Source organism: Arthrobacter sp. zg.Y820 (genome assembly GCF_030125555.1).
Classification (GTDB): Bacteria; Actinomycetota; Actinomycetes; order Actinomycetales; family Micrococcaceae; genus Arthrobacter_B.
Genome location: NZ_JASKLX010000017.1, coordinates 40,755 through 59,733, shown reverse-complemented (window position 1 = coordinate 59,733; position 18,979 = coordinate 40,755). Strand labels below are relative to the sequence as shown.

Sequence of the window (18,979 nt, the reverse complement as noted above, 5' to 3'; positions counted from 1 at the left end):
CTTACTTCATTGAGTCGCGGGCATTCCTCACCCTCGAGAACACGGGTTCAACCTCAGCCAGCACCATATCCGTTGTTCACGGACTCTGCGACTCTGTGACTCTGTGAGATCACGAGTATGCACTTACTGGCCTGACTTCGTGGGATGTTCACCCAGGCCTCCCTGCACATCCACCTGGCTGCATTTCGATCGCCCGAATCTTGATGCATCTGTACGACCCCGGGGAGTGGGGGCACCAAAGGGCGCGTTGACCAACAGAGTCTGTAACTCCGTGACTCCCCGGCTGCGTTTTCGGTGGCCGGCACTGCTCCGTGACTCACTGAGTTCCATACTCACTGAGCCTGGCGCCCGGAGCCCGTCCTTGCTTGCTTACTTCATTGAGTCGCGGGCATTCCTCACCCTCGAGAACACGGGTTCAACCTCAGCCAGCACCATATCCGTTGTTCACGGACTCTGCGACTCTGTGACTCTGTGAGATCACGAGTATGCACTTACCGGCCTGACTTCGTGGGATGTTCACCCACGCCTCCCTGCACATCCACCTGGCTGCATTTCGATCGCCCGAATCTTGATGCATCTGTACGACCCCGGGGAGTGGGGGCATTGAAGGGCGCGTTGACTAACAGAGTCTGTAACTCCGTGACTCCCCGGCTGCGTTTTCGGTGGCCGGCACTGCTCCGTGACTCACTGAGTTCCATACTCACTGAGTCTGGCGCCCGGAGCCCGTCCTTGCTTGCTTACTTCATTGAGTCGCGGGCATTCCTCACCCTCGAGAACACGGGTTCAACCTCAGCCAGCACCATATCCGTTGTTCACGGACTCTGCGACTCTGTGACTCTGTGAGATCACGAGTATGCACTTATCGGCCTGACTTCGTGGGATGTTCACCCACGCCTCCCTGCACATCCACCTGGCTGCATTTCGATCGCCCGAATCTTGATGCATCTGTACGACCCCGGGGAGTGGGGGCATTGAAGGGCGCGTTGACTAACAGAGTCCGTAACTCCGTGACTCCCCGGCTGCGTTTTCGGTGGCCGGCACTGCTCCGTGACTCACTGAGTTCCATACTCACTGAGTCTGGCGCCCGGAGTCTTCCGCCCTATGCCTCTAAACCGCGGGCATCCCGCCTCGCTCCCGAGTACAGGGTTCATAACGGCCCGTCATCATGAACCTAGTTAATGGCTCACAGACACGCGGACTCCGTGAGTTTCCATGTCTGGATTGCATGCCAGGTTGTCTGAAATGTTCATCTTGGACCGTCCGCCCCAGCGTATTCAACTTACTGCATTGCACGCTGCAGGTCAGCGATTGACCCCATAACGCCGTGAGTGCCCGGCCCGAGCGCAGTTGTGACACGACGATCGCTGTAAATCGAGATGCATCTGTACAACCCCGGGGGAGTGGGGACATCAAACGGCGACTTTACTAACAGAGTCTGGAAGTCTGTGACTCCCCAACTTTGGTTATCGGTGACTCTGGCACTCAAAGACGAACTTACAGACTCTGCGTGTCACGGACTGAAATCCCATCAAATTCAGTAAATGGCTGATAGCTTGGGCTCAATCGCATGCCGGCGACCACTGGATTAGCAGTTCCCATCTTTTGTGAACCCCGCTCAGTTAGAGCGTGGACCCATTCCTTCGTCGTCGGCGCCCAGCAGCTCAATGACAGAAGGAAGCATCAATGAGGGTCGTCGCCGTCATCAACCAAAAAGGTGGTGCAGGTAAGTCCACCACGGTGATGAATCTGGGCGCCGTTGCGGCGGAGCATTCCAAGGTCCTCGTCGTTGACGTCGACCCCCAGAGGTCCGTGACGACCTGGGCTGAAACCGCAGACCAGCTCCCAGAGAGCAAGCAGCTGCCCTTCGACGTCGTCAGTGAAACTGATCCCTCTCTGCTCAAGCAGATGCGTGATCTCGACTACGACACTATCTACGTGGATACCCCGGGAAATCTGGACAATGCAGAAGTCCTGAAAGCCGTCGTGGACAACTCTGACTTCGTCCTGCTGCCCAGCGAGCCCACCGCTCTGGCCATGCTTCCCCTGATCAACACCTTTAGCTCCATCGTTCAGCCCAGCGGCTTGGACTACCGGGTTTTAGTCACACAGGTAGATTCACGCTCCATCAGCGACGCGACCGAGGCGCAGGAAACCCTGCGGGAGTACGGGTTGAAGGTCTGCAAGTCCTTTGTCCGCTCATACAAGATTCATGAACGCGCTCCCATGACGGGCAATGTCGTCACTACATACGAGACAAGCCGGAACGCGGAAAAGGCAGCCGGGGACTACAAGGACGTCGCCCGGGAGTTGCTGAGCATCTGGGTCAACGAGAACAGGGGATAGGGACCATGGCCGTCAAAAGAAGTTTCAAGGACATGTTGCCGCCCCCTCCCGCCGTACCTGCGACGACATCGATCCCACAACAGCCGGAACCGCAGGTCTCACCACCGGCTGCGGTCCAGCCGCAGGTGGGCCCAAACGGCCAGCCGGTCAGGCCACCGGTCGCGGCCAAACCGGCTCCGGCAGCTGCTCCCGTACAGGCGACGCAGCAGGCGTCTGCCGCGGGGGAGGAAGACCTGCCAGCAGCTTCGGTGCGTCCCCACTACACACAGCTTGTCCGCAAGGAGCTGCGGGTTTTCCAGGACCAGGCCATGGACCTGAAGATCCTGACCATGACGATCAATAACTCCAAGCTGGGCATGGGGGAGCGGATCACGGATAACACCCTGGTCCGGGTGGCCATTGATCTGCTGCTGGAGCGCAAGGCAGATCTATCGGGCACCACGGAGAGCGAACTGCGCGACTCCTTGAACCTGCCGCCGCGGTATTAGGGACGCGCCGTGTGCCCGGGCACCGTTCCTCGGCTGCCGGATTGGAACATTTCCTGCCCTGTTCCACAGGCCGGGAAATACCAGACTCACGGACTAACAGAGTCTGGTGGTCCTAGCCGGCAGCTTGGAAGGCCAGATCGGCCAAGGTCAGGTCATCGGGGGGGCCCTCGAAGTCCTCCCACGGATAATCATCCTCGGGTGCTGGTAGGAGTGGCACGACGTTGGAATGGCGGGAGAGCCAATCGCGCCATTGGGCGCGCTGGATCCGATAGGTGTGGATCTGCGCTGCGACGGCCTCGAGGACCCCGAAGTATTCGGCCAAGGTGTTCAGCGAGGTGGCGGCCACGACGGACCATCCGGCGTCCCGGGAGGCCAGGTTCCAGGCTGCAAGCATTTCCAGTGCCTCGGTGGCTGCCGTCCGGGACAGTCCGGTGGTTCGGACGACTTCCATGGTCGAGAGGGGGACAGGGGAGTTCTCCAGCGCCTCGTACACGAAGGCCGCCGGCAGCCCCAATTCCCTAAAGACCGGGCGCAGGGCATGCACCTTCCCCTTCTTCCATGGCAGCTCCTTCACGGCCTTCAACGTGGTTTCCGGAATGGTCAGCATGTAAAGATCACCCTTGGTGCCGCGGCCGGCTTCGATCAGGACCACCAACGGATCCTTCTCGGAACGCAAGCCGCGCAGGTGGAAACCAACAGTGGTGTGGTCCATACCGGTGGCCACGGCCAAGGCCCGGTCACCGAACTCAATGTAACGGCTGGCACTCTTGTGGGCGGCTTCCCCCAGGGCGCGCAGCACCATCCTCCGCGCCAGTCCTATCCGGGTCTGGTACCGGTATTCCACCAGACGTAGAGCGTTCCGCCAGGAACGGATGAAGCGATGCTCGTTATCGTCGGTAAGGATCACCGAGTTACCACCATGTAAGCCCCCCGCCTGTGTGGGGGGCCCGCTTGTGGGGGAGATACGGACATTGTTCTTTCCATGTGGTTGATCCTGGTTTCTTTGTACGAAGCTGAGGGCATTGCGCCAGTCCCGCTGCAGTGCCGCGACCCGGTGACGGGCCGGATAGCGTGCATAGAAAGAGGCTAGTCCGGGCCAAAGTCCCTGCTTCATCCGGCGTTGGACCTCGGTAAGTGCCAGTCCTGCGGCGACTGCGCCGGCGATGACACCCTGGCGTGCCTCGGAGTCGGATTGGTACCGGTTCACCTCGTACAAGCCGGTGACGGCGATGCGCTGCATGGCACGGGAAATCCGCAGGCTCTGTTCGACGCCGGCCGGACCGGGGGATTCCAAGGCGGCCGGGGTTGCCTGCTCCAGCCGGTAGGCGCGGGCGGCAGCGATGTCCCGGGCCAGCTCGGCTGTGAGTGCTTTCCATACGTCTGCGCTGTTCCGTCGGCGGGCGACGTCGTAGGCCATGGACAGGCTCATGGCCAGCATTTGGTGTCCGCCCCGCTTGTGGGGGCTGCCTGGTGTCCGCATACAGCCGTGCAGCAGGTTCTGGTGCGGGGTTTTATCCAGGGTCCTGAAACGGGTCCCGAGCGCTTCAACGAGATCACGGGCCTCGGAGAAGCTCACCCGTTCGGCCAGGGGGATGTAGAGATGGCGGCCGCCATTGGGGGAGTAGTCCTCAATCCAGCGGCCGCCGACACTGTGCAGTAACGACTGGGCGGTCCGGACGTCGGCTTCGACCCAGTCCACTCCGGCGATGGAGGAGTCAAAGTCCAGGAAGATGGCAGCGCAGGTTCCGTCCTTGCCGAAGATCCGCACGGCTGCCGGATGGGACGGCAGCCCCGGCGTCAGGTCGCGCTCAAAGCGCTGCGGATAGGAGCGGCCGCCATCCTTGGACAGGCGCACACGGGGCTGTCCAGCAAGCAACGGAGCCAGGGACGACCAGAGCTGCGAGGGTTCGTCTCGCGACGTGGGCACGCTCGACACGCTGTGACTCTGTGAGTCTGGCAGTTCGGGGGCAGGCTGATGTACGATGGTGTTATTCCCCTAACGGAATGAAAAAGGACCGGCTCTCCCTAACAGGAATGACGGTTGTAAAAAAAATCGACTTTCGACCTGCGTCGCCGGCAAGCTTGTCAGGCGAAAGTCACATACTTCGAAGGCCCGCTATCCTGCGGGCCTTCTGTATTTAAGCGATACGGCTGATCGGAAGTTCCTCCTGCTGCTGGTGGATTCCATCCAAATCGGTGTTCTCGATACGCTCGGCCACAACACTGGCCACCCAGTCGCTGACGTACCTGTAGCCTTCGGCGGCAGCGATTTCACTGACAACTTCCGCTTTGTCGGTCGCCAGACGGAAGCCAATGAGCTTACGGTCTCCCTTGGAGCGGCGCCCAACACGCTTCGGTCCTTCAGTGGTCATGATCTTGTCCTTACATATCCGGCCCCTGGGGGAGGGCTTTCAGTCCATCTCAGTCTGAACAACATCGGCTGGACGGGTGGCCCAGGATGATCTAAAACTGTTTCCGATATCTAAAAACTATCACCGGGCCCCAGCCACCTCCCGGATTAAGGGAAAACAGAAACTCCATCGTGTCGCGGGTCGGGCCAGGGCTCAAATCCTCCCGCAGGTCTCTTGAAGAGAAGCCAGGCCTCCAACCACCACCGCTTGCTGATCCATGCCGCCTACGCTGCGGGCGGTGGAACTAGACGATGAAACCCTGGCCGAGCTCGGAGGGCTCTGCGGCTTAGATGATGACCTCGCCAGGCAAATCACCGCCGCTTCCAAGTGAATTCGCGGCCTGCATACCCAAATCCATCCCGCCTTGGAATGGGTATTGGGCCCGCACCTAGACCATCCGGCGGTCGCGGATCTGCTCACCCTCTACCTAACTCCCGCTGCCTTGAAGACCGCCGGCCGCGGACACGTCAAAGCACGGCTGAGGAAGCATGCCCCACGCGCCGCCGAACGCCTGACCGAGGCTGTGTTCACCACCCTGGAGCAAGCAAACGGTCGTGGTCGTGGACACCGGTGCGGCCGGGATCGTGCTGCCCAAACTCGCTGAGCAGCTACTGGCACTGCGCCGGCAGCGCGACGAGATCGTTTCCCAGCTCGAAACTCTGGTGGAGGTCCACCCTCTTAATGAAGTCCTGACCTCGATGCCTGGCATCGGCGTCAGGACTTGCGCTCGGTTCCTTACCGAAGTCACCGGCAAGCACTTCGCTTCCGCCGCCCATCTGGCCTCCTACGCCGGAATCGCTTCGGTCACGCGCCGCTCGGGGACCTCGATCCGAGGTGAACATCGGAGCCGGAGAGGTAACAAGAAACTCAAACGTGCCTTGTTCCTCCCAGCCTTCGCGGCCCTGAATCACGCGCCCTCGAGGGCGTATTGCAGGCGCAACCGCGTTGAAGGTAAACGCCCAACCAGGCGATTATTGCCCTAGCCCGGCGACGCTCGGATGTCCTTTTCGCCATGCTTGGCGACGGAACCCTCTACGAAGACACCGCCCCCCCCCCCATAAACCTACCCGGGCAGCTTGACCGAAATCATAGAGCCCCTAATCTCTGTCCTTCATATCGTGTAGAGGCGGCAAACGTCATCCACCGCCCTGCGCCGTGAAGTTACTCAGGACGGGCGTTGCACGATTGATCAGCAAGCCAGCCTGGGTTCATTGAACATTCATATAGATTGCCCTCGGGTCCACATTTGCTCCCCGGAAAATGTCGGCGACGTCTTCTGAACGTCCCTGATTCTTGTGTGTGAGTATCACCGCTTTAGCAAGAAGGCCGCTTCTGTGTTGTCCAAAACTGGTTCTTGATCCGAGGAGTGCGGGGTCATATGGTTCGTGCGCATAACCAATCCCAGGTGCGAGTTTACAAATCAGCGCGGAGGTGGTGCCCAAGGACAGTGAAGAGCCTGAAAATTTGCTTGCAAGATATACAAGCTCTTCATGCCCCACAGAAATTGGTAGATAGATGACTACCGCATCGCGGCGAGGGTATAGCACCCTGGACGATGCAATTTTCGCATGAAACGCCGCACTGATCTCCGGGGTGTACCGCTGAACCGCAGCCCAGACTTCCGGCCCTAACGACGCGTCACCGAGACTCATATAAACGCGGGTGCCGACTCTGAGATTGTCAGAGGCGGGAGAGCGATAATAAATGAAGCCAGGCGAGACAAAAGGGCGCAGCGAGGGGACATCTACTATAACTTCATCGGTCCCTTGTAATACCTCGAAGCGCTCTGGTTCGAGCAAAACCCGTACGCCGTTGATCACAACGATTACAGATTTTCCTCTTCGATCGCTTACCCGAATTCGTTGGCGAAAGCTGTACCCTGAAGTCGCAGCTTGAAGCTCTTTTTCCAATACAGGATCCGACATCCCCTCCTTCGTGAGCTTGTCATCGATCTCATCCATCCCGCTATGGTGCGTCCTATAAATATGCTCAGAAAGAGGGCCGGCAAGGCCGCTTATAGATCCAGACGACGCAACTACCTCATCGCCGTATAGAGCAACAGCTTCTTCATTACGCGGTGCGATTCTATACATATCTAGCACACCTCGAACAGCCGGATCCAAGAGCTCATTGTTATTCATGATCGAGGCCTATCGATTTCATGGAACTACCAGGCGACACTGCCATGGCTACAGCTATCCCCAATATCGCCTTATCTATCGCAGTGCAATAAGCGCGGAGTGAAGCTCGCGCTAAAACCCGCTCGATCATATGCCAGACAACAAACCATCCACTACGTACATAAAACGTATCGTCAACGATGCCGGCCCCACTTGTCGACGCAAAGTATGCCCCGGAAACATTTGTAATCGCAGTACGAGCCTTCGCCGCTGACGACCCTAGGCAGGCTCTAATAAGCTCAGACCCATCGCTACCATTCTCTACCGATATGGCTCCCAGATCTTGAATACCCTGATTTAGGAACGCGAGGAATACGTCCCCACAGAGCATGCCTAGATCCTGTGCCGGGTCACCAGCATTAAACTCATCCCAGTCACAGATCCACAGTTTCCCACTTCGGTCCAATAGGAACTGGTCTAGGCGGAGATCGCCATGTATTGGTCTACGTCGGGACGGGTCGAGTCTTGTTGAAACCTGGCACAAAGTCGCTCTCTGCGAATGAAGTATCGCCCAGATTTCAATTTCAGCACCAGATAGGTTCCAGAAGGAGTCGAAGTCCAACGCGTCGAGAAGCTCCACAACTGTTTTTCCTGGCGCACTCGATGCGTTTGGTGGAGGAGCCATGGACCCATCGCTTCCGTGTATTCCGCCTAGGCTCTTTCCCATCTCGGTCCACAAGTCGGTATCATACTCATCTACCCTCAACGCCAGCGGAAGCGATCGACCATCAACATACTCGTAGACCAGTACACGTGTCTCGGCGTCCTCTGCGATCAGTTCTGGCGTAGAGACAGAACCGACTTCTAATTGTCGGAATAGATGGTCGGCGTCCTTACAAGCTATAAAACGGGCATCTGCACCAGGAACATCTCTGAGCTGTTTAGCGAAAATAATTCGCTGACTCTCTGTCCTAAGAACGGCATTGTGATTCCGTCCGAAAAAGCTGTTATCGCTAGTGTGCTCGTAAACAGCATCGCCCAGTAGACGAGTGAGCACATCCACTACATTCTCCAAAGGTGCACCCGTTGGTCTCAATTCACCAAACCTCCGACTTCTTCGAAGCCGAACAACTCACCTGTGAACGTGAACGGCTGCCTCACGAACAAGTCATTAATGGCTTCGAGGAAATACTCTTCGTGGCTAGGCGAATAAGCACTGATGCGAAACTGCACATAATGATAGAGTAAGCGCAGGATAAAACTGTAGTGCAAATTCTCCGAGAGTCCCACCAAGTCAAGCCCGGCTTCTCTTGAATAAGAGCTAAGAAAAAGTCGTCCCGCGTGCACAGCCGATATCTCATCGAATGCCCCCATGGGCGACATAATGTTTTCATACAGATCGCCGAGAAACCAACCGGCATCGAACGCGACTGGTGCAACCGGTAACGAATCCTCCATAAGTATGCTCACACGCTTGTTCTCGTCACTCCTCACCATATTTGCGAGAGAAAATTCTCCGTGACAGGGCTCCAGTTCATGCTGGCTTTTATACCAGGTCACCAACTGATTCAAGCGCTCATTATCGACAAACTGACGAATCGATTCCAGGGCTGCGTGGGCGACCTCCGAACCGTAGGGGTTGGACCCATGGATATCGAGCAATTCTATAATATCGGGAACAGGCCGAGAATCTGGCATATTATCTATTCCTGACGCCGAACTGCGTAGAGCGCCGCAAGCGCTGCCGAGCATCTCGATTAGACCCAGCTTGTCCTCAGCGTTAAGATCGCTGACCAAGTTCAGCTCGTCTAGAACCGGCTTAGATTGCGACGTAAAGTAAGCCCGCCCATTCCTTGCGATAACGCCAGGATCACAAATTACTTCTTCCGCTAAGGAGTTGTCGGGTGTGAACGGTACGCAACTCTCCCGCGGGAATCCCGCGTTGTTGCTAGCGGTCCGTATCCAAATAAACCCATCCTGATGTTCGAAAATATGGGTAGCTTTGCGCGTCGTCGTGAAAGAAGCGATAGGTAGTGGCTTGTTATTCAAGACGTAAGTCTCTCTTTTAGTAGTTGTAATCCATTCATAAGTGGTGCACTCCCGGTGCGTTCAACCTGTTTCGTTCCACTACTGAGCGCCGGCACAAACGGCGCTACGACAGTATCCGGCATGGATCGTAGCTTTGTAAGCCACGGTTCCGGATCTATTCCGGGGGGAAAGGATGGCGTGAAAACTTTCGGCCCTTTGCAAGCATGTAGGCACAGCTGCGAGGGCCGGTCAGCTAAACCCGAGACATATGAATTTACGTAATTGAAAGTCGCGGGGGATACGACAATCCCGTCAGCCCAGATGGCCAGTTCCACATGAAAAGATTCCGTAGCATCTAGCCAACTGTCGCTAAACACTGAGCCTGGCGTTAGGAGCTGCTGGACGGCCGCCGTCGTCACAAACTGCTGCGCAGATTCTGTGACCATTACCCTAATATTGAACTTTGGAAAGGCGATCTTCGCCCAGTTGAGGTTGTACGGAGTGAACATCGCGCTCGAGGCACCAGTTACTATGACAAGTACGTTCTTCAAAATTCTACCGGCCTAGGTGATGATGGAAAAATAACGTGTGGGTGAACATGACATCGTGAAAGCCTCAACGATATCTACTAGCTCCAGGTCAAGTATCTTTTCGGGCGCTTCGACCAAGCTGGAACGATCGGAACTCATAATCAAGATCTGAATCAAAAACTCCAAGATCATATTTGAAGCGGTACTGTAACGAATCCATTTTGCGAGACTATTGTGGGATTTGACCGATAGGTCCTCGAAGTAGCTCCGGTTCTGCTCTGAAAGAATCTCCGCCTGGCGCCTAAACGCATCCTCTATCGAAGCTGTTTTTGCCCCTTCAATGCTGAAGATCGTATGAAGGATGCTTCCCGCTGTTGAGCGGTGAGATATCACTCGAGGGGAGTAGCACAGTCCATCGTGGTCTCGCAAAGTACTGAATAGAAGGGACACCGAGTCTGCGTAGAGATACTGAAGCGCGGCTGTTTGCGCTAATGCTATAGGTCGACTCGAGGGGAGCGTGGGGATGGAGAGAATGACACTCGATCGAGCCGCGCCGAAGTTGTAAATTGCCTTGCTACTGCCTCTCAAATTCGTACCGAAATCTTCTGAAGGGCGCCCAGGGGCGTGTAGTAGCGAATCATCCAAACACGATAATGCCTCCTCGGCACCGATTGTGTCCAGGCCACGAAATAGAACAAACATCTGGGAAGCGGCAGATAGATTCGAGATCTGGCCGGGAGAGAATTTATCCGACTTCAACTCGATCCACTGGGGCTTCACCTTTCTCCAGATTTGGTCCTGAATAATTGGCAGTAAAGATTTCGGATAAGTTACTTCAGTACTGTATAGCCCTCTAGAATCAAGCAGCTCAAGACTCTTAATTATTCGTTGAATTTCTGCCAAGGCCGATGCGACTTCACCTGGTCTTCCATCAAAGGCGAGGACATGATGGTCCGTACTCGAAGTTACAGTTATGTCATAAGGATCGGCTTGGCGCTTTAGGAATGTAGAGACCCGTCCGGATATGGTCGATCGGGAGCCTGCCGGTATATAAACGACGCGCAGCGATGCATCCAACGTGGGCGTGAACGATCCGACCAGGATGGCTGCTTGCCTACCGTTCCTGATGGTAGTGAGCGGTATCTCCGAGAGCATCATTTCAGCATCATCTCTGGGACTGTGAAAACCGGTAGCGCGTGGAGGTTCACTGCATTCCGGACAACTTCTTCCTGCGATAAAGAGGCAAGGTTCGCGTGTATTGATGACAAGTCGGCCTCACCCGCCAACGCGAGCTTGCCTGCTATCGAGGACTGCTGGTCTGGGCTAATAAGCATTGCTCGAAGTCTTTCTGTAACCTTAGCCTGAATCTTATTGAAATCTTCGCGGCTTTCGAGTAGTCGCTGGGACGCTTTAACTGCGTTCTTGATTGTCTCCTGGTCCTTCAGGCCGTCAGCCTCGGGCGGCCTGTATACGATTGAGATGCAGTCAGAACGAAGAAGGCCAAAAGGTCCGAATATACCAAGGCTGACATCGGCTTCTCGATTTTCAAGGTTGAGGATATGCCTCAGTGCTTCGACCACGCACCAGGTTGCTAGGTAGCTCGCATCCCCCAGAACGTTGAAATTGATCGGGATACCCAGCAGATGACGGCTTCGCTGGCCGTGGAAGCGTCCCTCTTCGGGGGCATTTAGTTCTGGTGCCCTATGTTCGGCAACTCCGGAGCGAGTAGGGGACGTCTCAGACCCAAACGGGTATGCAAGTACCTCCGCGGCAAAATTCCCGCACCCGACAACCGTGGGCGTGGACAACTTGATAGTTTCCGCAAGTAAGAGCACTGCTGATCGGGCTTCTGCAGTCCAGGTAGCAACGTCATACCCGAATCCATCATGTGCGAACTGCGGTGATTCATAAAGGGTTTGCTGGAGCGCGACCCAATTCTCTCGGAGACCATCCAACTTTGCTTTTGATTCTGCGGTCTCTTGACTCACTATTCGCGCTGCATGTGCAAGTGTCGCACCGTTGATGTCAGCTGACATGAGTGAATGGTGCGTCTCAACAATCCAATCTACTTGAGATGGATGAAACGTGTATGTCAACTGCATCGTATCAGAGAGAGTCCTAGCATTAAGAAGGACTCCCGCATCACTGAGACGCCTTAGCGTTTTCTTTCCAGATCCGTCGACGAGCATGTGTTCAATTACATGAACACCTCCAGCTGCTCCGTATGGATCATTTCTGTGGCCGAATGGGTATGTCCACGAGATGGAAGCAACCTCCGGATGGTTATACGGGATAACATACGGCGAACGAATGAGGAACTCCTATGAGAGATGGTTGAGTCCGAGGGGCAAGAAATTCCTGCCCCTCGGACTCGCTCGTTTAGTTCTAACGAGCCGTCTGGCTTAACAGAGTGCGGCGCTCGTGGCTCCGAGCGTTCCACAAATGGAGCTCAGGAACGTCGTGGTCCAGACGATGACTCCGGGGCCTTCAGTTGCAGCTGCATTAGCCACTTCGGCCGGCGTGGCGAAACTTGCGTACGAGTCGATCAGGCTGCTCAGGTTGTGATCCATTAGTTACTCCCAAATGTAGTAGCAGTAGTTGAATTGCAAAATGAGGGAGGCCATAATAATCAACACGCTTCCCCCTCGTACAACCTGCTAGAGAGCATGCGCTCTTGTCAAGACGCAAGCATAACAAAAATGTAACGATAAAAATGGCTAGAAACCTAGGATAGGTTGTACTAAACAGTGGAGTCGCAAGGCTTTGCCTATATGGCCAACTGACGTTAGCAACTGACAATATGCGAGCAGGCACGCCCGCCCTGGTAGGCGCTATTCCGCTCTGTAACTCTTAGAAGAGAGGTGGCTATGCAGCCAGTCCTTGAGATAAATGAGCTCATAGTGGGCTATGATGAGTCACCCGTATGTGGTCCTATTAGTGCCAAGATAGAACTCGGGACATCTATTGGGTTTATCGGCAGCAACGGTGCAGGCAAATCTTCAGTTGCGAGGACAATAGTTGGACTACAACGAGCACTAGGGGGGCGTATACTATTCCTCGGTCAGCGACTGGATGAACGCTCGCCCGAGTTTCGGCGCCTAGTTTCCATGGTTTTTGATGAAGATACTTTTTTCCCTTGGCTAACAGTCGGTGAGCACCTAAACCTGATCGCTACAGGCCATCATGTTGATAAATCACAGGTCGCGCGAGAACTTGAGTTTTTTGGTCTGGAAAATCATGCAAATGCGTTTCCTCATACCCTATCTTCTGGTCAGCGTCGCCGATTACTTCTGGCGGCCGCGTTTATCAGGCCGGCAGCATTGCTAGTACTAGACGAACCAGAGCAACGTCTAGATCCAGGTATGCGCGACCGGCTGGCAAAGCGAGTCCGAGAAAATATCGATCACGGCCAAGCCGCAATTATTATTACCCATGACGCCACCCTCCTTGAAGATACAGTCGACGCGTGCATTTTCATTGATACCCAAGTCCGTTATTTGACTCCAAGAGAGGGCGCTGAAGCAATTGCTGCGTAGCGACCGTATCGATACAGCGTCGTCTATGGGCCGGGGCAGCAGCTCCCCTGTTGCGATCACGCGAAGAGCTACCCACCGGAATCGCGTAATCGACTGGCCTAGTCGTTTGACCGACATGTACGTATCACTTCTCACTATGATGCTCGTTGGGCTCGTCTCGTACTCTGCTATCACAAGCATTCGTGAGAAAGTCACTTCTCAAGAGACAATCGTTCGCGCTGTGACGAATCCTGGGTATAGCACGCTAAGTCTGAGCGAAGGGGTAGCATGTTTCTACTTCGTGGCGGTATGTGCATTTCTAATGCTGCTTGCAAGGACAGGCCCGATAGGTGTTAACGGTCCTGCAGGGTTTTGGTGGCTGAATCTTCCACTCCGCCGCTCCGCGATGTTGGCGAAACCAGCAGTTAGATCGCTCTTTATAGTGGTGGTCTTGTTCGAAGCGATGTACCTCCCCGTCATACTTCTATCGCCAAAGACGCTGACAGCCGAAACTTTGCTATTGACGATAACTTGCACTGCATTGCTGGCAGTCGCAATCGCAATGCTTGCCTTGCTAGCGCAGGTAACGGCAAGGAAAGATCTCCTCGATCGCATCTGTATCGGCGCGATCCTCGCAGCCAGTATCGTTATCTATCTAATTGCCGTATTGAACTCAAAAGGCGGCGTTATACATCTACAGACCATGTTCTTGGCTGCTCCGTCAAACTGGCCAATACTCGTTCTCGGCGGGGCTCGATGGCCCGTATACGTAAGCGTAGCGGTAGTTGCTCTTGCTTCTCCTTTGCTGTTTATGTTCGACCGGATCCGCCGCGCTGAACTCCTCTCCAGTGGATCGCGTGCCGCTCACTTGGGCGCCTCACTCTATATCTTCGATATCAGACAACTGTCTTATGCCTTTGCCAGTAGTTCAGTAACGCGCCGTGGATTAGAAGTCGCCCGTATTTCTGGGGTGCGTCGATCATTTGTTGCTGCGCACCTACAATACTTCCTACGATTAAGAGGTAAAACTTCGACAATAGTAATGCTTGCGGTGATTCCGAGTGTGCTTCCTATTGTGTCGGGAATCAATAATCCCTTAGTTGTTGGCGGTGCCTTTGCTATGAGCGCAGCGGCAGTTGCTCTTTTGGCTAGTTATCCGATGCAGATCATGACCGAAGTTCCAGGCCTCGGACGTCAAATGCCGTTTTCCGTAGCGACCCTCCGCCGGTTAGCTGGCTGCGCGGCCGGTGTAATATTATTCTTGTGGGCTTCCTTAGTCTGCACCATAGTGTTGACACTAGGAGTAGTTACTTATGCCATCCCCATGCTGTTATTGGCGATTCCGGGACTAATCGGATGCTCCTTAACCGCAGCCCACAGTCCGAATGACGACCAACAGGGAATCACATTGGGAATGCTGGGTGCCGCGATCCTAGCTATTGTTTGCATGGTACCTTTAGTTTTGACGATCATCGTCGGCGTTATATCGCCTATATTATTACTTCTCCAGGTAGCGGCTACTGCTGGAGCGCTTTGGTGGGGGTTGAGAGTACCGCCGCGTAGACTCAGCCCTATGGATATCGATTCGTTTGAGAAAGCTTAGAAGGGGATAGATTATGGACGAGAACGTTGGTTATAGCGAGAAGCTCACGAATTACTACGATGCCATGTATCCAATTGACTTCGACACTTCAGCGACAATTGATTTTCTTGAAACTTTGGTGCCGCCAAGGTCTAGGTTTCTTGAGTTGGGCGTGGGAAATGGAAGAATTGCGCTTCCATTGGCCGACCGTGGACATGATGTCCTAGGTGTTGATAGTTCCGAAAACATGCTACAAGCTTTACGGGAAAGAGATGCTAATCGGTCCGTCCGTACGGTCCGTGGCGACTTTATTGAGTTTAACTCGGGCGAGAAGTTCGATGTGATAACTGTCGTGTTGAATACGTTCTTTGCTGCACTGACTAAGGAACGCCAGATCGAGGCATTAGCGAACGTGAAGGCGCAGTTGGAAGTCGGTGGGAAATTTGTATTGGAAGCCTTTGAGCCCACCCAGTTCCACGCCCAAACCGGTGTTTACCACGCCAGTAGGGTACTCAAGCAAGGCGCGATTATGATCGATGCGATTTCGGTCGATAGAGCTAACCAAATACTTGTTGGGGAGCACACAATTTTGGACAATGGTCCGGTCGAAACAACAACACACGTAATTCGGTATGCCTTTCCTTTGGAGTTAGATCTTCTTGCTGAAATAGCTGGACTGCGGCTCGTGGAGAGATTTGGTGGATGGGACAATGAACCCTATACCCATACAAGTCCCCGCCATATATCGGTATATGCTGCTGCCGATGCTCCTAACTCATAGGGGGACTTAGTTTTTAGGATGCGTCGAACCTCGGTTCCACTTTTACACCAGGGCCAAGTTTTGAATCCGCAACCTTATGCCTTCTGAAATTGCGCTGAAGGCAACCTGACATAAGGTAGGTTATCGGCGGGGTGCAGAACGCAAGGTGCAAGACGACTAACAGGCCACTGCTACTTCAGAACTCGAGAACTCTCCGCCGCGAGGTTCTCACTCCCGCAGGACGCACACGTCATGAACACACGCAAAACATCGGTCTGTCCGGCGCCGCTGCGTGCACCCATACCGAGAAGTGAGATCACCCCACCATAGCGTGTCGGATTAAGGGCATCTCCTATAGTCGCCGTGATGCCTACAGCGTCGATGGTCGTGTCTGCAAGCCCCGAATTCACGCCGAACGTGTTCCGCGAGGGGCGCTGGCCTTAGCGGGTCAAGTGCATGTGCCCCGAGACGTTCGCATTAAGCGCGATGTGCAGGGTTAGGCTCGGACACCAATACGCCTTCTGCTCCCTCTTGGAACGCCGCCAGGATGACGGATTGTCCGATCGGTCCACCACCGATGACGAGGAGATTACTTCCATGCTCCGCGCGGGCTCGCCGTACAGCATGAAAGCGACTGTGAGCGGTTCGACGAGTGCTCCATAAACGATCGGAGTGGATCCGGCCAGTGGCACAATACTCCGGGCGGGAATGACCTGTTCAGCGAAAGCGGAAATAATGTCAGCATTAACCCCAATTATTCTCGGCGGCTGCAGCGCTGCTGATTACCTGCGGCACATGCTTCACCGGGTGAGCGGGTCAGAGCGGAGAAGGCCCAGAGGTAGCCGGCCACGGCGAGCCTGTTGTTCTTCACCCGAAGAGTCGACAAAACATTTGTTCCATCAGGCACAACGTCGGTAGTGCGATGGCCTACCGGCAGCTGCGCTTGCGGCGAAGTTCCTCGTGATGGTGGTGGGATGAGTGATCGCTGTCCCGACGACCACGGCGAAAGCTCCCAACTCCAGGCACCGCCGGAAATCCTCAGGGGTCCGGATTCGGCCTTCGGCAATGACAGGAACGGGGCTTTCCTGAACAAGTTCCTCAACTAGGTCAAAGTCCGAGCCCATCCTCGGGCGAGCATTCGTGTAAAGCGTGGTGCCTACGCAGTTAGGCCCTGCGCCGAAGCCGGCCATTGCATCAGTTAGGGACCCGCAGTCGGCCATGACTAGCTTGCCCTGGACAGCCTCGACATTGTCCTGCAGGCTGCTGCCATCGCTAGGAGTTGCGCGCAACGGTCGCCTTGACGCCATGGCCGGTCATCATCGACACCACGGTAGAACCGGGGGGAAGATCAACGACTGCCAGAGCGGCGACCGCTGTTGCGGCAGCCGGTTCCACCCAGATGCCCCTGCTAAGCAAGGCCTGCGTCGCGGCGTCAATCTGGTCCTCACTGACAGCGACGACCGTGCCATGCGTCTCCCTCACCGCTTCCAGCGTCAGCAGACCCTGGTCTTCGTACCCGCGCAATGGGTCGGCGATAGCGGTTGCGGAGGTCCGTTCGGGGTAAAGCGGTTCCGCAAGGCTCCGCTCCCAAGCGGCGTCGGTACGGCCTTCGTCCCACGCCCGAGCGAGTGGCGCGCAGCGGTCTGCCTGTACCCCGACCATCCGAGGGACCACCCCGGAACCGGTAACGTCACTGACATCCCGAAACCCGGCGGCGATCGCCCGCAGGAACGAGCCTGCTCCGATCGGCACAATCACTGCATCAGGAACCCGGCCCAGGCTCTCCACCAGTTCAAGAGCCACCGAACGGTATCCCTCCCCCAGTACCGGGTTGCGGTATGTAGTAGACACGTTCATCATCGTCTCGGACTCGGCCGCCATGGCGGCTGCATAGGCAGTGCTGTAGTCCCCATCCACTTCGCTCACCTTGGCGCCGTAAGCTCGGCAGGCCGCCAGTTTGTTGGCTGCGTTGGAGGCGGTTCCGACGATCACGGTGCAGGAAAGCCCAGCCGCCGCAGCATAGGCGGATGCGGAGACGGCAGCGTTGCCGGTCGATGCGACGACCAGGCTAGTGCAGCCACGGTCAACGGCTATCGAGACCGCCAGGGCCATGCCGCGGTCCTTGAAGGACAGCGTGGGGTTCGCGCCCTCCAGCTTGGCGTACAGGCGAAAATCGCGGCCGGCGGGTTGCAGGCCAGAGATATCGATCAGAGGAGTCTGGCCTTCGCCGATACTCACCTGATTGGACGCCGAGGGCAGCAGCTGCGGGTAGCGCCACACGCCCGCTGTTCCCTTGGCTGGGGTGAGGTCGGCCACCGGTCCGGCATCTACCACCAGCACTCCGGCGCATCGGGCGCAGTCGTATCGCCCAAGGTCGTTCTCGGCGTCACATCTGACGCATCGCAGTGCGTAGGAACGGCCGGTCATGGTGCACCTTCTTCCCTGGCGCGGCTTGCGGCAACAGCGTCAGCAGCTTTGGTGCGCACGGCGGCCCAATCGCGGGCGGCGATGTCGGCGGGGGTGGCGAGCGAGCCCAGTCCCACGGCGGCAGCCCCGCCGGTTAACCAGCCCGAGATGTCGATCGTCCGCACACCGCCACTGGGCACAACTTGAAGATCAGGAAGCGGCGCGAGGAGCTGGCGCAGGTATCCGGTTCCGGCATGCGCTGCAGGGAAGAGCTTGACAGCTGTTGCCCCAGCCGCGGCCGCGGCCATGGCCTCGGAGGGGGTGTATACACCCGGCAAGAAGGGTATCCCACTATCCGCCATGGCACGAGTGAGGCTGTCGGTAGCCCCGGGGGAAACAAGGAACTGTGCTCCCGCTCGTGCGGAACCCTCAATCTGCGCCTCGGAAACGACAGTGCCGGAGCCGATGACGGCTCCGGTTTGGTCCCGAACCAGTTCGCTGATGACCGCTTCGGCATCGGGAACGGTGAATGTCACTTCGATTAGCGAGACCCCGGACTGGATTAAGACTCGGGCCGCATCGAGAACGAGACGGGGATCTTCTCCCCGCAGGACCGCAATGAGCTTATGTTCTTGCAGCGTGTCAATGAAGTCCACACCCGTCCTTCCGTCGGTGCCGATTTTCATGCGGATCAAATGGCACTTCTGACATTATGGGATACAGTTCTAGAAACTACACTGGCACTCTAGGTGAAGCAATAATGCGCCCAGTAAAGGTGCACCATGGCCGCGTCGCA

17 protein-coding genes and 1 pseudogene are annotated in these 18,979 nt (G+C 56.1%); 6 read left to right on the top strand and 12 right to left on the bottom strand.

Translation table 11 applies throughout. The annotated features are described in order from the left end of the window. Window positions 1-1,683: 1,683 nt before the first annotated feature. Both QNN99_RS17070 and QNN99_RS17065 read left to right on the top strand, forming a co-directional pair. Window positions 1,684-2,343: a ParA family protein gene (locus tag QNN99_RS17070; RefSeq protein ID WP_229968349.1), complete on the top strand. Its 660-nt coding sequence runs from the start codon at window positions 1,684-1,686 to the stop codon at window positions 2,341-2,343. Window positions 2,344-2,591: 248 nt separating this feature from the next. Then, complete coding sequence (locus QNN99_RS17065) at window positions 2,592-2,831, top strand: hypothetical protein (RefSeq protein WP_229968347.1); 240 nt, start codon at window positions 2,592-2,594, stop codon at window positions 2,829-2,831. 112 nt (window positions 2,832-2,943) lie between these two features. Here QNN99_RS17065 and QNN99_RS17060 read toward each other — a convergent pair whose 3' ends face one another. Next, entirely contained in the window at window positions 2,944-4,767 is a 1,824-nt protein-coding gene (locus QNN99_RS17060) for a MarR family transcriptional regulator (protein WP_229968345.1), read from the bottom strand. A gap of 202 nt (window positions 4,768-4,969) precedes the next feature. Then, a complete protein-coding gene (locus QNN99_RS17055) occupies window positions 4,970-5,203 on the bottom strand; it encodes a hypothetical protein (protein WP_229968343.1) in 234 nt (77 codons plus the stop codon). 253 nt (window positions 5,204-5,456) lie between these two features. Between QNN99_RS17055 and QNN99_RS17050 the strand changes: the two are divergent. After that, window positions 5,457-6,293 (top strand): annotated as a pseudogene (locus QNN99_RS17050) (transposase); the annotation flags it as partial. 157 nt (window positions 6,294-6,450) lie between these two features. Here the strand turns inward: QNN99_RS17050 and QNN99_RS17045 are convergent. From QNN99_RS17045 to QNN99_RS17020, 7 genes are all read right to left on the bottom strand, one after another. Next, window positions 6,451-7,383 carry a T3SS effector HopA1 family protein gene (locus QNN99_RS17045; RefSeq protein ID WP_229968342.1) on the bottom strand — a complete coding sequence of 311 codons (933 nt, stop codon included), beginning with the start codon at window positions 7,381-7,383 and terminating at the stop codon, window positions 6,451-6,453. Beyond that, on the bottom strand, window positions 7,376-8,425 hold the full coding sequence (locus tag QNN99_RS17040) for a phosphotransferase (protein ID WP_229968340.1): 1,050 nt from the start codon (window positions 8,423-8,425) through the stop codon (window positions 7,376-7,378). The genes QNN99_RS17045 and QNN99_RS17040 overlap by 8 nt, the downstream gene beginning before the upstream one ends. Before the next feature lie 29 nt (window positions 8,426-8,454). Next, the gene (locus QNN99_RS17035) at window positions 8,455-9,411 is read right to left on the bottom strand and encodes a hypothetical protein (RefSeq protein WP_229968338.1); all 957 of its coding nucleotides are present in this window, start codon (window positions 9,409-9,411) and stop codon (window positions 8,455-8,457) included. After that, on the bottom strand, window positions 9,408-9,941 hold the full coding sequence (locus QNN99_RS17545; RefSeq protein ID WP_442860549.1) for a flavoprotein: 534 nt from the start codon (window positions 9,939-9,941) through the stop codon (window positions 9,408-9,410). The genes QNN99_RS17035 and QNN99_RS17545 overlap by 4 nt, the downstream gene beginning before the upstream one ends. A 12-nt stretch (window positions 9,942-9,953) precedes the next feature. Then, window positions 9,954-11,078, bottom strand: coding sequence for a hypothetical protein (locus QNN99_RS17030; RefSeq protein WP_229968336.1), 1,125 nt, complete (start codon window positions 11,076-11,078; stop codon window positions 9,954-9,956). Then, entirely contained in the window at window positions 11,075-12,109 is a 1,035-nt protein-coding gene (locus tag QNN99_RS17025) for a hypothetical protein (RefSeq protein ID WP_229968334.1), read from the bottom strand. The genes QNN99_RS17030 and QNN99_RS17025 overlap by 4 nt, the downstream gene beginning before the upstream one ends. 213 nt (window positions 12,110-12,322) lie before the next feature. After that, window positions 12,323-12,490, bottom strand: coding sequence for a hypothetical protein (locus tag QNN99_RS17020; RefSeq protein ID WP_229968332.1), 168 nt, complete (start codon window positions 12,488-12,490; stop codon window positions 12,323-12,325). A 297-nt stretch (window positions 12,491-12,787) separates the two neighbouring features. Between QNN99_RS17020 and QNN99_RS17015 the strand changes: the two genes are divergently transcribed. Genes QNN99_RS17015 through QNN99_RS17005 form a run of 3 tightly spaced genes read left to right on the top strand, consistent with a single transcriptional unit; the run spans window position 12,788 to window position 15,798 of the window. Beyond that, window positions 12,788-13,456 (top strand): ABC transporter ATP-binding protein, encoded by a 669-nt coding sequence (locus QNN99_RS17015; RefSeq protein WP_229968330.1) that lies wholly within the window; start codon window positions 12,788-12,790, stop codon window positions 13,454-13,456. Between the two features lie 25 nt (window positions 13,457-13,481). Further along, window positions 13,482-15,038 (top strand): DUF6297 family protein, encoded by a 1,557-nt coding sequence (locus QNN99_RS17010; protein ID WP_331461798.1) that lies wholly within the window; start codon window positions 13,482-13,484, stop codon window positions 15,036-15,038. 13 nt (window positions 15,039-15,051) lie between these two features. Next, the gene (locus QNN99_RS17005) at window positions 15,052-15,798 is read left to right on the top strand and encodes a class I SAM-dependent methyltransferase (protein WP_229968326.1); all 747 of its coding nucleotides are present in this window, start codon (window positions 15,052-15,054) and stop codon (window positions 15,796-15,798) included. Window positions 15,799-16,676: 878 nt separating this feature from the next. On the opposite strand, the gene QNN99_RS17000 is transcribed toward QNN99_RS17005, so the two are convergent. From QNN99_RS17000 to QNN99_RS16990, 3 genes are read right to left on the bottom strand one after another with little or no spacing between them, the layout of a single operon-like run. Continuing rightward, on the bottom strand, window positions 16,677-17,084 hold the full coding sequence (locus tag QNN99_RS17000; RefSeq protein ID WP_269439260.1) for a HisA/HisF-related TIM barrel protein: 408 nt from the start codon (window positions 17,082-17,084) through the stop codon (window positions 16,677-16,679). Next, complete coding sequence (locus QNN99_RS16995) at window positions 17,050-18,204, bottom strand: pyridoxal-phosphate dependent enzyme (RefSeq protein ID WP_229968324.1); 1,155 nt, start codon at window positions 18,202-18,204, stop codon at window positions 17,050-17,052. Before QNN99_RS16995 ends, QNN99_RS17000 begins: the two co-directional genes overlap by 35 nt. Then, a complete protein-coding gene (locus QNN99_RS16990; RefSeq protein WP_229968323.1) occupies window positions 18,201-18,839 on the bottom strand; it encodes a bifunctional 4-hydroxy-2-oxoglutarate aldolase/2-dehydro-3-deoxy-phosphogluconate aldolase in 639 nt (212 codons plus the stop codon). The genes QNN99_RS16995 and QNN99_RS16990 overlap by 4 nt, the downstream gene beginning before the upstream one ends. Window positions 18,840-18,979: the final 140 nt, after the last annotated feature.

Excerpts from the sequence above, each read along its gene's own strand:
- QNN99_RS17015 (WP_229968330.1), top strand. The coding sequence starts at position 12,788 with ATGCAGCCAGTCCTTGAGATAAATGAGCTCATAGTGGGCTATGATGAG.
- QNN99_RS17005 (WP_229968326.1), top strand. The coding sequence starts at position 15,052 with ATGGACGAGAACGTTGGTTATAGCGAGAAGCTCACGAATTACTACGAT.
- QNN99_RS17030 (WP_229968336.1), bottom strand. The coding sequence starts at position 11,078 with ATGATGCTCTCGGAGATACCGCTCACTACCATCAGGAACGGTAGGCAA.
- QNN99_RS17070 (WP_229968349.1), top strand. The coding sequence starts at position 1,684 with ATGAGGGTCGTCGCCGTCATCAACCAAAAAGGTGGTGCAGGTAAGTCC.
- QNN99_RS17000 (WP_269439260.1), bottom strand. The coding sequence starts at position 17,084 with ATGGCGTCAAGGCGACCGTTGCGCGCAACTCCTAGCGATGGCAGCAGC.
- QNN99_RS17055 (WP_229968343.1), bottom strand. The coding sequence starts at position 5,203 with ATGACCACTGAAGGACCGAAGCGTGTTGGGCGCCGCTCCAAGGGAGAC.
- QNN99_RS17025 (WP_229968334.1), bottom strand. The coding sequence starts at position 12,109 with ATGCTCGTCGACGGATCTGGAAAGAAAACGCTAAGGCGTCTCAGTGAT.
- QNN99_RS17010 (WP_331461798.1), top strand. The coding sequence starts at position 13,482 with ATGGGCCGGGGCAGCAGCTCCCCTGTTGCGATCACGCGAAGAGCTACC.
- QNN99_RS16995 (WP_229968324.1), bottom strand. The coding sequence starts at position 18,204 with ATGACCGGCCGTTCCTACGCACTGCGATGCGTCAGATGTGACGCCGAG.
- QNN99_RS17045 (WP_229968342.1), bottom strand. The coding sequence starts at position 7,383 with ATGAATAACAATGAGCTCTTGGATCCGGCTGTTCGAGGTGTGCTAGAT.
- QNN99_RS17020 (WP_229968332.1), bottom strand. The coding sequence starts at position 12,490 with ATGGATCACAACCTGAGCAGCCTGATCGACTCGTACGCAAGTTTCGCC.